The sequence below is a fragment of the Mycobacterium sp. PSTR-4-N genome (genome assembly GCF_022348085.1).
Lineage (GTDB): Bacteria > Actinomycetota > Actinomycetes > Mycobacteriales > Mycobacteriaceae > Mycobacterium.
Genome location: NZ_JAKRFN010000008.1, coordinates 158753 through 171763 on the forward strand (window position 1 = coordinate 158753; position 13011 = coordinate 171763).

Below are 13011 nucleotides of genomic sequence, written 5' to 3' on the forward strand. Positions count from 1 at the left end.
GTTGGATGTCCTGATCGTCGGAGCCGGCAGCGCCGGTTCCGTTCTGGCGGAGCGACTCTCCGCCGACGAACGCTGCAGCGTCACCGTCGTCGAGGCGGGTCCGTCGCCGAGCGATCCACGGGTGCGGCGGCAGATCACCGATGCGCTACGCCTGCCGCTCGGCGAGGCGAGCGCTGTGGTGCGGCGCTACACGGCCGAGCTGACCGGGGCGCCGCGCCGCACCGCCCAGATCATGCGGGGTGCCGTGGTGGGCGGGTCGGGCGCGGTCAACGGCGGGTATTTCTGTCGGGCGCTGCCGTCCGATATCGACGGTTGGGCGCTGCCGGGATGGACGTGGCGCGACGCCTTGGATCACTTCATCGCGATCGAGCGGGACCTGGACTTCTCGGGGGAGCTGCACGGTGACCGCGGACCGATCACCGTTCGTCGTGTCTCCGAGTTCGACGGGTGCACAGCGTCTTTCGTCCGGTCGGCACTCGACGCGGGATTCGCCCGAGTGGACGATCTGAACGGGTCGACCCCGCAGGCGCCGGTGCCGCCGGGGGTGGGCGCGGTGCCCCTGAACATCGACCGGGGTACCCGCGTGGGGCCGGGCGGCGCGTTCCTCGAGCCGGCGATGAACCGGTCCAATCTGACGGTGCTCACCGACACCCGGGTGCTGCGGCTACGGGTCGACGGCCGACGGGTAATCGGTGCCGAGTGCGTCGGGCCGAACGGTCCGACGGTGCTCGAGGCTGACCGGGTCGTCCTCAGTGCGGGCGCGATCGGCTCAGCGCACCTGTTGATGCTCTCGGGCATCGGACCCGCGTCGTCGCTGAGCGAGGTCGGGGTGCCGGTGGTGGCCGACCTGCCGGTGGGCGTCGACACGGTCGACCACCCCGAATGGGTGCTCCCCGTCAGCTGGTCCGCCACCCACGGGGTGCCGCCGCTCGAGGCGGTGTTGACCACCGAGGACGGTATCGAAATCCGGCCCTACACAGCGGGATTCGGCGCGATGACAAGTGACCGACGCGACGATCCCACCGATCGGCCCCACCTGGGGGTGACGCTCATGAGGCCCGCCTCGCGGGGACGGGTCACGCTGGCATCGGCCGACCCGCACGTCGACCCCCTGATCGAGCAGCGGTACGACACGGCGCCCGCCGATGTCGAACTGCTGCGCCGAGGGGCCGATCTCGCGATCGAGATCGCTTCTGGCACCGTGCAATCGGGATCCACATGGGCAACGTCGCAACATCTGTGCGGTACCGCGAGAATGGGCCGCGACGGCGATCCGGCCGCGGTTGTGGACCCCCGCTGCCGGGTGGTCGGTGTCGACGGCCTGTGGGTGGTCGACGGGTCCATCCTGCCGTCCATCCCGAGTCGGGGGCCGCACGCGACGATCGTCATGGCCGCACACCGAGCCGCGGAATTCATTTCCTGAACAGCTGCCTGCCGTCGCGGCCCGGCGCCCACGCCGCGACGAAAAGGGCTGCCGCCACGATGATCCCGGCGAGTGCGAGCATCGCATGGTCGGACGCCTGCACGAACGCCGAGCGGGCCGCGTCACTCAGCGCCTGACCCTGGGGGCCCATCCGTTCCGACAGGGACAGGGCGTAGGCCAGCGAGTCGGTCGCGGTATCGCGTACCTGCGGCGGGAATGCGGAGAGGTGCGGGGCCAACGAGGTCCGGTAGGACGCGGCGAGGATGGATCCGGCCACGGCGATGCCGACCGCGGCGCCGACCTCGCGAGTCGCATCGTTGACCGCTGATGCCACGCCTTGCTTCTCGTCGGGCACGGCGTTCATGATCGCCGACGTCGTCGGCGCGGTGCAGAGTCCGACGCCGGCGGCGATGATCAGCATCGGCCACATGACGTCCAGGTACACCGCGTCCGCATCGGCGAACCGCATGCAGTACAACCCGGTCGCGATCAGCAGCAGGCCGACGGTGACCGTCCACCGGAAGCCGACCCTGGGCAGGATGAGGTGCACCGTGACGCTGAGCACCATCACGGGAACCACCAACGGAGCCAGCGCGAACGCGGTGCCCAGCGCCGAGTACCCCATCACCAGTTGCAGGAATTGCATGCCGAGGTAGAAGAACCCGAAGTTGGCCAGGAAGAGCATGGTGACGCCGATGGCGCCGGTGGCGAAATCGGGCCTGCCGAACAATCGTATGTCGAGCAGCGGGTGGCGGCGGCGAAGCGCAACGGCGCCGAAGGCCACCGCCAGCAGGATGCCGACCACGAGGCCGCCGAGCACCAGCGGATCGGTCCAGCCGCGCATGGGTGCCTCCACCACCGCCACGACGAACACCGCGAGCGCACTGCCGATCAGTGCGGCGCCCAGCCAGTCGATGGGCGTCGCCTCGGGATCGCGCGAGCTGCCGATGGTGCAGGCGAGCACGAAGACGAGCACCGCCTCGGCGGCCAGCGCGATGAACACCGACTGCCATGGGTGGTACTGCAGCAGCAGGCCGGTGCCGAGGAAGCCGACGATGGCACCGGAGCCTGCCACTCCCGCCCAGATTCCGATGGCTTTGTGCCGCTGCGATTTCGGGAACGCCGCGGTGAGCAGAGAGAGCGTCGCGGGCATGACGAACGCCGCGCCGACGCCGGTCAGCGCGCGGGCGGCGATCAGCTGGGTGGGGGTGTCGAGCGCGATGGGCGCCGCGGAGGCCACACCGAAGACCACCAGACCCACCAGCAGCGCGCCCCTGCGGCCATAGCGGTCGCCGAGGGCGCCGGCGGGTAGCAACAGGCAGGCCATGGCCAGCGTGTACGCGTCGACGATCCAGGTCAGCTGTGCCTGCGTCGCCGAGGTCTCCCGGGCGATGTCGGGCAACGCGGCGTTGAGGGCCACCATCGAGGAGATCACCAGCAGCAGCGCCAGGCTGGCCACGGTGAGCAGCCAGCGCCGCGCGCGCGGCGACAGGGCGGCGATCTCGGCGTCGATATCCTGATCGGACGGCGTGCTCGTGTCTGTCATGGACTCTCTCTCGCCGGGGTTTCGAGACTAACAGTCTCGGTACAAGACCGATAGTCTCTATACCCGTCGACGAGAAAGGACACACCATGACGGCCGGCGGTGGCGATCCCAGGCCGGCCCGTTCGCGCGCGCGATTGCTCGAGGCCGCGACCGCGTTGCTGCGCACGGGTGGCCCGGGTGCGGTGACTATCGACGCGGTGACCCGGCACGCCAACGTCGCCCGCGCGACCCTCTACCGCCACTTCCCGAGCTCGAACGACCTTGTCGCAGCGGCGTTCATGAGCTTGATCCCGCCGGCGCCCATGCCGCCGACGGACGGCACCCTGCGCGAGCGTCTCATCGCTGTGGTGGGCGGTTGGGCAGAGGCGATCGCCGAGGCGCCGACGCTGCTGACGGCCATGGCGTGGCTGTCCCTGGGGCCCGACATCGCCGAGGTGCCCACCGCCGGCGGGGCGGTGGGGTCACTGCGGGAGCGCATCGCCGAGCAGTACTCGGCGCCGTTCGACGCCATCTTCGACAGCCTCGACGCCCCCGAGCACCTCGGCCGCGTCGACAGAACCACGGCGTTCGCGCTGCTCATCGGCCCGCTGGTGTTCGGCCGGATCAGCACGCTGTCCGAATTCGATTACCGCGCAACGGCTGTCGCGGCCGTCGACGGCTTCCTCGCAGTCAGCGCACGGAGTAGCGGATCGGAAGGTGCTTGAGCCCGCCGACGAACGTCGTCGCGGCCAGTTCGGGCTCGCCGGCCAGCTCGATCGACTCGAGCCGGGGTACCAGCTCGGTGAACAGGCTGTTCATCTCCATCCGCGCCAGGGCGGCGCCCAGGCAGAAGTGCACGCCGTAGCCGAAGGACACATGCCGGTTGGGGTCGCGGGCGATGTCGAAGCGGAACGGTTCGTCGAAGATCTCCTCGTCCCGGTTGCCCGAGACGTAGGCCAGGTACACCGATTCGCCCTGTGCGATGGGCACGCCGCGCACCGTGGTGTCCTCGGCGGCGGTCCGCATGAACTCTTTGACCGGCGTGGTCCAGCGGATCATCTCCTCGACCGCCGTCGGCATCAGATCCATGTTCGTCCGCAGCCGCGCCAGCTCACCGGGGTTCTCGATCAGCGCGAGCAGTCCGCCGGAGATGGCGTCCTTGGTGGTGTCGTGACCGGCGCTGGCGACGATCACGTAGTACGACGCGGTGTCGATGTCGGAGAGGGGCTCACCGTCGATGCGACCGTTGGCGATCGCCGACGCCAGGTCGTCGGTCGGGGTCTCCCGGCGTGAGGCGGTCAGCGTGGAGAAGTAGGCGAAGAAGTCGAGCAGCACGGCCATCTGCTCCTCGGGGCTGATGCCGCGCTTGTACTCGTCGTCGTCGCCGCCGAACATCTCCTGGGTCAGTGCGTGCATCCGGCCGTAATCCTCCTCGGGCAGCCCGAGCAGCGACATGATCACGTAGAGCGGGAACTGCACCGCGATGTCGGTGACGAAATCGCATTCGGGCCCGATGTCGCGCATCCGGTCGACATATCGCTTGGCCAGCTCGTCGACCCGCACCTTCAGGTCGCGCATCGCCTTCGGGCGGAACCAGTCGGCGCCGATCGAGCGCACCTTGCGGTGGTGCGGATCGTCCATGTGGATCAGCGTGCGCAGCCCCATGCCGGCTTCCATCTGCTGGGCCATGTAGTCGTCGGCGGCCGCGGTGGCCAGCAGTGGGCGCGGTTCGGAGAGCCACAGGTCGTTGGCCCGCTCGATGGCCATGATGTCCGCGTGCTTGGTGATCGCCCAGAACGGCCGATACGGACCGTTGTCGACCCACGCCACCGGCTCGTTGGCGCGCAGGTGCGCCAACGCGGCGTGCAGCCGGGCGTCATCGGCGTAGGCCGTCGGATCGGCCAGGACTTTCGCGGCATCGTCCATCGTGCGGGGGTCGCTCATTCGCATCTCCTCGGGGCTACTTGACGCCTGTCAACTTACCCATTCTATGTGACGCGCGCCACCCTCGACGGCACATTAGGCGAGCGCGCCGAGGAGCTGATTGAAGGCCTCCGTCATCGAGGGGTGCGTGTAGATCTCGTCGCGCAACCGGGTCGCCGAGATGCCGTGGCGCATGGCGAGCGCGACGACGTTGATGACCTCGTGTGAATCGTGGCTGAGCAGCGCGGCGCCCAGGATCTGATCGGTGTCGGCGTCGACGACGACCTTCATCATTCCGTCGGGTTGTCCGACGATCCGCGCGCGCGGCACCGTGGCCATCATGGCCACCGGCAGGGCCGCGACCTTCAGCCGGCGGCCGTCAACGCGGGCGGCGCGTTCGGTCAGGCCCACCCGTGCCAGCGGCGGCGTCATGAACAGGACGTAGGGCACGGCCACCCGGTCGGCGGTGCTGCGCCGGCCCGTCCCGGAAAGCTGATCGAGGACCACGCGGTAGTCGTCGAGGGAGACGTAGGTGAACTGCGGTCCGCCGTTGACGTCGCCGACGGCGAAGATGTGGGGCTGGTTCGTGCGCAAGTGGTCGTCGACGACGACGGAGCCGTCGGCGCGGGTGTCGACCCCGGCCCGGTCCAACCCGAGGTCTGCGGTGACGGGCCGGCGGCCCAGTGCCACCAGGATGCGCTCACCCGTGGCAGAGGCCGATATCCCCTCGACGTCGTAGTGCACGGTTGCCCCGTCGACGGACGTCACCGCCGCCGAGGTGACGACTTTGACTCCGGCGGCGGCCAGCAGGTCGGCGGCCATCGCGGCGACATCGTCGTCCTCCTGGCCGAGGATCGCCGAATGACGTTCCAGGACAGTCACTTCCGCACCGTAGCGGGCGTACATCGCGGCGAACTCCAGCCCGACGTAGCCGCCGCCCAGCACCACCAGCTGACGCGGCAGATCCTCGGTCGTGAGCAGGTCGGTGCTCGTCACCACGCGATCGTTGCCGCGCAGCCCGGGGATGTCCGGCACCACGGGTTCCGATCCGGTGCTGATGACGATGTGCTCACCGGTCACCGTGACCTCGCCGTCGGCGGTCTGCACCGAGACGGTGTGGGCGTCGGTGAAGGCGGCGGATCCGGTGACCACGTCGACGCTCGCCAGACTGTCCAGCATCGCGAAGTTCTTGGCGCGCAGATCGGCGGTCAGGTCGGCGGTCGCATGCACGGCACGGGTATAGCTGGTGGGGTCTGGGCGGCTGAGGTGCTCGGCCGCGAACACCATCGATTTGGTGGGCACGCAGCCGATGTTGATGCACGTGCCGCCGTACATCTGCGCCGAGCGCTCGATCATCACGACCCGTCGGCCCTGGGCGCCCAGCGTCGCGGCGAGGGTCTTCGCCCCCTTGCCGAAACCGATGGTCACCAGGTCCGCGTCCAGGTGCCGTTGCGCCATGGGTGTTCCTTTCGTCGAGTTGTCGATCATCATGACCATCTAGGCTCGCCACTGTGCGATGGACGCGGCTGCCGGCCTGCCTGACAGCCTTCCTGGCGGCGATGGTGCTCTTGGCCGGTTGCGTCCGCAGTGACGGACAGAGCGCGCCCGCGGCCTCCCCGCCGGCCGATCCGGCGGTGGTGCAGACCGCGTCGGGCATTCTTCGCGGTGTCGTCACACCGGACCACCGCCTGTTCGCCGATGTGCCCTACGCCGCTCCGCCCGTCGGCCCGCTGCGCTTCGCCGATCCGCAGCCACCGGCACCGTGGCCGGGCGTTCGCGACGCCACCACCTTCGGTCCCCGGTGCATGCAGAGTCTCGGCGGAGACATCGAGTTGGGCCGGCAGACCGACGAGGACTGCCTGAGCCTCAATGTGTGGACCCCGCCGGCCTCCGGGCAGAAACGCCCGGTGATGGTGTGGATTCACGGCGGGGCGTTCGTCAACGGCAGCGGACGCATCTACGACGCCCACCGGCTGGCCGCACGCGGCGACATCGTCGTCGTCACCCTCAATTACCGCCTGGGCGCGCTCGGGTTCCTGGCCCACCCTGCACTCGGCCCGCCCGGACAGACCGGCAACTACGGGCTGGCCGATCAGCAGGCAGCGCTGCGGTGGGTGCGGGACAACATCGGCGCCTTCGGGGGTGACCCCGACCGCGTCACCGTTGCGGGGGAGTCCGCCGGCGGGATGTCGGTGTGCGATCACCTCGTCGCACCCGGCTCGCGGGGCCTGTTCGCCGCGGCCATCATCCAGAGCGGGCCGTGCCAGGCCCAGGCGGCCCTACCGGACGCACAGCAACGCTCGTTGGCCTACACCGCCGAGCGCGGATGCGGCGATCCGGCCGCGGCCGCCCGCTGTCTGAGGTCGCTGCCCGCCGACAAGCTCCGGGAGCCGGTGTGGCTCTACGGCATCGGCGACGACCAGCTCAGCGGGCCGGTCACCGGCTCCGCCGCGCTTCCAGTGGACCCCGTGCGGGCGATCGGCGGTCCCGACGCGCAGCGCGTTCCGGTGTTGATGGGTACTACCCGCGACGAGTTCACCCTGTTCGTCGGCATGCAGTATCTGCGCGACGGCGTGCGCTACGGCCCGCAGGATTACCCCCGCCTGCTGGCCGGCGCGTTCGGTCGCAACGCCGCAGCGGTCGAGGAGCACTATCCGCTCTCGGCCTACCCGGACGTGCCGCTCGCGTACTCCGCGGCCGTCACCGACGGCGTCTTCTCCTGCCTCGGCGATCGGATGGCCCGCCAGATCCGCGACGAACCCGTCTACTTCTACGAGTTCGACGACCGCGCCGCCCCGGCACCGGAACCGTTGAAGACCCTGCCGTTCCCCGTCGGCGCGAGCCACTCCCTGGAACTGCGGTACCTGTTCGACGTGGGGCCCGCGCTGCCGCTGAACCCCGCGCAGCAGAAGTTGGCCGACCAGATGATCGACTACTGGGCGTCGTTCGTGAAGACCCAGACACCGAACACCGACGGCCAGCCGCAGTGGGACGCGTTCTCCGACGGCAACCGGGCGATGTCGCTGCGGCCCGACGGCAGCCGCATGACCGGCGAGTTCCGCGCAACGCACCAGTGCGACTTCTGGGACGGCCTCGTGTAGCTCAAGCGGGAGTCACCCAGCAGGTGATGTCGGCGTGTACGGGTGAAGTCCGGCGGGTCCAGCCGCGCCGTCGCGCGCAAGGACGTCGTCGCCTTCTGCAGGTAGGCGACGGTCATCGACTTCGGGATCCAGCGGTGCGTCGTCGGCACCGTCGCCTCCATCAGCATCCCCATCGCCGCCTCCGCCGCGTTGCACGATGCGATGGCGTGCACCGTGCCGAGATGGTTGTAGAGGAAGAACCACTTGGGAACCGACACCTCGGCCACGCCGGGCTCCATCCGCCGGACATGAGGAAGGATCGACGCGAAGTACGGCACCCTGGCCATGGCGGCCAGTGAGAAGGCCCGGGATCCGCCGGGGACGCGAGTGAGGCGCTGCCATGCGCGGTAGGTGGGAGAACTGGTCATCATCGGGACCTTACTCGCCGGTAAGTTCCGTCTGACCAGGGATTTGGAGCACGCGCAGATCTGAGGCATACTGTTCGGGTTGCCTTGAGCCGGGTTCGCCTGGCCTCGGCATGCGACTGTCGCCCCTTGCGGGGCGCGTCCGGTCTCCTCTCGTGTGCGGGCGACACACCCGACCGCGGGGACCGGTGAACCACAGACAGGTAAACAGCGGCGGCACAGCCAGGCCCTTCGTGGGCCCGTTAGTAGTGAGGTAGGAGAAGCGTGGCGGGACAAAAGATCCGCATCAGGCTCAAGGCCTACGACCATGAGGCCATCGATGCCTCAGCGCGCAAGATCGTCGAGACGGTCACCCGGACGGGTGCGAGTGTGGTCGGCCCGGTGCCGCTGCCGACCGAGAAGAACGTGTACTGCGTCATTCGGTCCCCGCACAAGTACAAGGACTCGCGGGAGCACTTCGAGATGCGCACCCACAAGCGGTTGATCGACATCCTCGACCCCACGCCGAAGACGGTCGATGCGTTGATGCGCATCGACCTGCCGGCCAGCGTCGACGTCAACATCCAGTAGGAGAACCCGAAAAAAATGGCTAGACAAGGCATTTTGGGCACCAAGCTGGGCATGACGCAGGTGTTCGACGAGAACAACAAGGTCGTGCCGGTGACGGTCGTCAAGGCCGGGCCCAACGTCGTGACGCGCATCCGCACCCCGGAGCGTGACGGCTACAGCGCCGTGCAGCTCGCCTACGGCGAGATCAGCCCCCGCAAGGTCACCAAGCCGGTGACCGGTCAGTTCGCCGCCGCCGGGATCAACCCGCGCCGGCACCTCGCCGAGCTGCGGCTCGACGACGAGGCCGCGGCCGCCGAGTACGAGGTGGGCCAGGAACTGACCGCCGAGATCTTCGCCGACGGTGCGTACGTCGACGTGACCGGCACCAGCAAGGGCAAGGGCTTCGCGGGCACCATGAAGCGCCACGGCTTCCGTGGCCAGGGCGCCAGCCACGGCGCGCAGGCCGTGCACCGTCGGCCGGGCTCGATCGGTGGCTGCGCCACCCCGGGCCGCGTCTTCAAGGGCACGCGCATGTCGGGCCGCATGGGTAGCGACCGCGTGACCACGCAGAACCTGAAGGTGCACAAGGTGGACGCCGAGAACGGCGTGCTGCTGATCAAAGGTGCGGTCCCCGGGCGTAACGGTGGACTGGTCGTTGTCCGCAGCGCAATCAAGCGAGGCGAGAAGGCATGACACTCAACATTGATGTTCAGACCCCGGCCGGCACGAAGGACGGCTCGATCGAGCTGCCCGCCGAGCTGTTCGACGTCGAGCCCAACATCGCGCTGATGCACCAGGTGGTGACGGCGCAGCTCGCCGCCAAGCGCCAGGGCACGCACGCGACCAAGACCCGCGGCGACGTCTCCGGCGGCGGCAAGAAGCCGTACCGCCAGAAGGGCACCGGTCGCGCCCGTCAGGGTTCGACGCGCGCCCCGCAGTTCACCGGCGGCGGCGTCGTGCACGGCCCGCAGCCGCGCGACTACAGCCAGCGCACCCCCAAGAAGATGATCGCCGCTGCCCTGCGCAGCGCGCTGTCGGACCGGGCGCGCAACGACCGCATCCACGCGGTCACCGAGATCGTCGAGGGTCAGGCGCCGTCGACCAAGAGCGCGAAGTCGTTCCTGGCCACCCTGACCGATCGCAAGCAGGTTCTGGTCGTCATCGGCCGAGCCGACGAGACCAGCGCGCTGAGCGTGCGCAATCTGCCTGGCGTGCATGTGATCTCGCCGGACCAGCTGAACACCTACGACGTGCTCAAGGCCGACGACGTGGTCTTCAGCGTCGAGGCGCTCAACGCGTACATCGAGAGCGCGAGCAAGAAGAGTGAGGTGTCGGCCTGATGGCTACCGTGACCGATCCCCGCGACATCATCCTGTCCCCGGTGATCTCGGAGAAGTCCTACGGGCTCATCGAGGACAACGTGTACACGTTCGTCGTGCACCCGGACTCGAACAAGACGCAGATCAAGATCGCCATCGAGAAGATCTTCAACGTCAAGGTCGCCTCGGTGAACACGGCCAACCGGCAGGGCAAGCGCAAGCGCACCCGCACCGGTTTCGGCAAGCGCAAGGACACCAAGCGCGCGATCGTGACGCTCGCCGCGGGCAGCAAGCCCATCGACCTGTTCGGAGCGCCGGCCTAGCCGGCAGGGAGAACTAGAGAATCATGGCAATTCGCAAGTACAAGCCGACGACCCCCGGTCGCCGCGGTTCGAGCGTCTCCGATTTCGCCGAGATCACGCGTGACCATCCGGAGAAGTCGCTGGTTCGTCCGCTGCACGGCAAGGGCGGTCGCAACGCGCACGGGCGCATCACCACCCGCCACAAGGGTGGCGGCCACAAGCGCGCCTACCGGGTGATCGACTTCCGTCGCCACGACAAGGACGGCGTCAACGCCAAGGTCGCGCACATCGAGTACGACCCCAACCGCACCGCGAACATCGCGCTGCTGCACTACCTGGACGGCGAGAAGCGCTACATCATCGCGCCGCAGGGACTCAAGCAGGGTGCTGTCGTCGAGTCGGGCGCCAATGCCGACATCAAGCCCGGCAACAACCTGCCGCTGCGCAACATCCCCGCCGGCACCGTGATCCACGCGGTGGAGCTGCGGCCCGGCGGCGGCGCGAAGCTCGCCCGTTCGGCCGGTGTCAGCATCCAGCTGCTCGGCAAGGAGGGCACCTACGCCTCGCTGCGTATGCCCAGCGGTGAGATCCGCCGCGTCGACGTGCGCTGCCGCGCCACCGTCGGCGAGGTCGGCAACGCCGAGCAGGCCAACATCAACTGGGGTAAGGCCGGCCGCATGCGGTGGAAGGGCAAGCGCCCCACCGTCCGTGGTGTCGTGATGAACCCCGTCGACCACCCGCACGGCGGTGGCGAGGGCAAGACCTCCGGCGGCCGCCACCCGGTCAGCCCGTGGGGTAAGCCCGAGGGCCGCACCCGCAAGCCGAACAAGGCGAGCGACAAGCTCATCGTCCGTCGCCGGCGCACCGGCAAGAAGCGCTAGGGAGTAAAGCGATGCCACGCAGCCTCAAGAAGGGCCCGTTCGTCGACGACCATCTGCTCAAGAAGGTCGACGTGCAGAACGAGAAGAACACCAAGCAGGTCATCAAGACCTGGTCGCGCCGGTCCACCATCATCCCGGACTTCATCGGCCACACCTTCGCCGTCCACGACGGCCGCAAGCACGTGCCGGTGTTCGTCACCGAGTCGATGGTCGGGCACAAGCTGGGCGAGTTCGCCCCCACCCGCACCTTCAAGGGTCACATCAAGGACGACCGGAAGTCGAAGAGGCGCTAGTAATGACGACAGCCATCGAATATCCGTCCGCGAGCGCCAAGGCGCGCTTCGTGCGCGTCTCGGCCACCAAGGCCCGCCGCGTCATCGACCTGGTCCGCGGTAAGAGTGTCGAGGAAGCCCTCGACATCCTCCGCTGGGCGCCGCAGGCCGCCAGCGAGCCGGTTGCCAAGGTGATCGCGAGCGCTGCCGCCAACGCGCAGAACAACGAGGGGCTCGATCCCTCCACGCTGGTGGTCGCCACCGTCTACGCCGACGAGGGCCCGACGGCCAAGCGCATCCGGCCGCGCGCGCAGGGTCGCGCCTACCGGATTCGCAAGCGCACCAGCCACATCACCGTGATCGTGGAGAGCCGACCGGCCAAGAACGCAGGCAGGCAGGGTGCGTCTGCGTCCGCAGCACGCGCCCGCCGCGCGCAGGCCAGCAAGGCCGCCAGCAACAAGGGAGGCTCGGAGTAGTGGGTCAGAAGATCAATCCGCACGGTTTCCGTCTCGGCATCACCACCGAGTGGAAGTCGCGGTGGTTCGCCGACAAGCAGTACGCGGACTACATCAAGGAAGATGTGGCGATCCGCAAGCTGCTGGCCACGGGCCTGGAGCGCGCCGGCATCGCCGACGTGGAGATCGAGCGCACGCGTGATCGCGTGCGGGTCGACATCCACACCGCGCGTCCCGGCATCGTGATCGGTCGCCGCGGCACCGAGGCCGACCGCATCCGCGCCGACCTGGAGAAGCTCACCAAGAAGCAGGTGCAGCTGAACATCCTCGAGGTGAAGAACCCCGAGTCGGTGGCTCAGCTGGTGGCCCAGGGTGTGGCCGAGCAGCTGAGCAACCGCGTGGCGTTCCGCCGCGCGATGCGCAAGGCGATCCAGTCGGCGATGCGCCAGCCCAACGTCAAGGGCATCCGGGTGCAGTGCTCGGGCCGCCTGGGCGGCGCCGAGATGAGCCGCTCGGAGTTCTACCGCGAAGGTCGCGTGCCGCTGCACACGCTGCGCGCCGACATCGACTACGGCCTCTACGAGGCCAAGACCACCTTCGGCCGGATCGGCGTGAAGGTCTGGATCTACAAGGGCGACATCGTCGGAGGCAAGCGTGAGCTCGCCGCCGCCGCACCCGCCGCGGACCGCCCGCGTCGTGAGCGTCCGTCGGGCACCCGGCCGCGTCGCAGTGGCGCGTCGGGCACCACGGCGACCAGCACCGACGCCGGCCGGGCCGCTACCGAGAGCCCGGCAGAAGCGCCCGCCGAGGCCACCGCTGCTGCGGGCGCACCCGCCCCGGAAAACACGGAGAGCTAG

14 protein-coding genes and 1 pseudogene are annotated in these 13011 nt (G+C 69.0%); 11 read left to right on the forward strand and 4 right to left on the reverse strand.

Translation table 11 applies throughout. The features are described 5' to 3' along the window. Position 1: 1 nt before the first annotated feature. Positions 2-1423 (forward strand): mycofactocin system GMC family oxidoreductase MftG, encoded by a 1422-nt coding sequence (mftG, locus tag MHN84_RS13905; RefSeq protein WP_241205122.1) that lies wholly within the window; start codon positions 2-4, stop codon positions 1421-1423. Here the strand turns inward: mftG and MHN84_RS13910 are convergent. Further along, on the reverse strand, positions 1413-2969 hold the full coding sequence (locus tag MHN84_RS13910; RefSeq protein ID WP_241205123.1) for an MFS transporter: 1557 nt from the start codon (positions 2967-2969) through the stop codon (positions 1413-1415). The genes mftG and MHN84_RS13910 overlap by 11 nt on opposite strands. A gap of 86 nt (positions 2970-3055) precedes the next feature. Here MHN84_RS13910 and MHN84_RS13915 point away from each other — a divergent pair, with 86 nt between their 5' ends. Beyond that, positions 3056-3673 carry a TetR/AcrR family transcriptional regulator gene (locus tag MHN84_RS13915; RefSeq protein ID WP_241205124.1) on the forward strand — a complete coding sequence of 206 codons (618 nt, stop codon included), beginning with the start codon at positions 3056-3058 and terminating at the stop codon, positions 3671-3673. Here MHN84_RS13915 and MHN84_RS13920 read toward each other — a convergent pair. Together MHN84_RS13920 and MHN84_RS13925 are read right to left on the reverse strand one after the other, a co-directional pair. Beyond that, positions 3639-4892, reverse strand: coding sequence for a cytochrome P450 (locus tag MHN84_RS13920; RefSeq protein ID WP_241205125.1), 1254 nt, complete (start codon positions 4890-4892; stop codon positions 3639-3641). The two genes, MHN84_RS13915 and MHN84_RS13920, sit on opposite strands and share 35 nt — an antisense overlap. Positions 4893-4967: 75 nt before the next feature. Then, complete coding sequence (locus MHN84_RS13925; RefSeq protein ID WP_241205126.1) at positions 4968-6329, reverse strand: FAD-dependent oxidoreductase; 1362 nt, start codon at positions 6327-6329, stop codon at positions 4968-4970. 101 nt (positions 6330-6430) lie between these two features. Between MHN84_RS13925 and MHN84_RS13930 the strand changes: the two genes are divergently transcribed. Continuing rightward, positions 6431-7972: a carboxylesterase/lipase family protein gene (locus MHN84_RS13930; protein ID WP_241205171.1), complete on the forward strand. Its 1542-nt coding sequence runs from the start codon at positions 6431-6433 to the stop codon at positions 7970-7972. A gap of 1 nt (position 7973) precedes the next feature. Here the strand turns inward: MHN84_RS13930 and MHN84_RS13935 are convergent. Next, a pseudogene (locus MHN84_RS13935) lies at positions 7974-8379 on the reverse strand (hotdog fold domain-containing protein). A gap of 261 nt (positions 8380-8640) precedes the next feature. Between MHN84_RS13935 and rpsJ the strand changes: the two are divergent. Genes rpsJ through rpsC form a run of 8 tightly spaced genes read left to right on the forward strand, consistent with a single transcriptional unit; the run spans position 8641 to position 13011 of the window. Then, positions 8641-8946, forward strand: a complete 306-nt coding sequence (gene rpsJ, locus MHN84_RS13940) for a 30S ribosomal protein S10 (protein ID WP_003883485.1) — start codon at positions 8641-8643, stop codon at positions 8944-8946. 15 nt (positions 8947-8961) lie between these two features. After that, positions 8962-9618, forward strand: a complete 657-nt coding sequence (gene rplC / locus MHN84_RS13945) for a 50S ribosomal protein L3 (protein WP_241205127.1) — start codon at positions 8962-8964, stop codon at positions 9616-9618. Further along, positions 9615-10265 (forward strand): 50S ribosomal protein L4, encoded by a 651-nt coding sequence (gene rplD / locus MHN84_RS13950; RefSeq protein WP_241205128.1) that lies wholly within the window; start codon positions 9615-9617, stop codon positions 10263-10265. The genes rplC and rplD overlap by 4 nt, the downstream gene beginning before the upstream one ends. Then, on the forward strand, positions 10265-10567 hold the full coding sequence (gene rplW / locus MHN84_RS13955) for a 50S ribosomal protein L23 (RefSeq protein ID WP_143818599.1): 303 nt from the start codon (positions 10265-10267) through the stop codon (positions 10565-10567). Before rplD ends, rplW begins: the two co-directional genes overlap by 1 nt. A 23-nt stretch (positions 10568-10590) precedes the next feature. Further along, entirely contained in the window at positions 10591-11427 is an 837-nt protein-coding gene (gene rplB / locus MHN84_RS13960) for a 50S ribosomal protein L2 (protein WP_221358066.1), read from the forward strand. 11 nt (positions 11428-11438) lie between these two features. Then, positions 11439-11720 (forward strand): 30S ribosomal protein S19, encoded by a 282-nt coding sequence (gene rpsS, locus MHN84_RS13965; RefSeq protein ID WP_011739061.1) that lies wholly within the window; start codon positions 11439-11441, stop codon positions 11718-11720. 2 nt (positions 11721-11722) lie between these two features. Further along, complete coding sequence (gene rplV / locus MHN84_RS13970) at positions 11723-12175, forward strand: 50S ribosomal protein L22 (protein WP_241205129.1); 453 nt, start codon at positions 11723-11725, stop codon at positions 12173-12175. Further along, positions 12175-13011 (forward strand): 30S ribosomal protein S3, encoded by an 837-nt coding sequence (gene rpsC / locus MHN84_RS13975; RefSeq protein ID WP_221358063.1) that lies wholly within the window; start codon positions 12175-12177, stop codon positions 13009-13011. Before rplV ends, rpsC begins: the two co-directional genes overlap by 1 nt.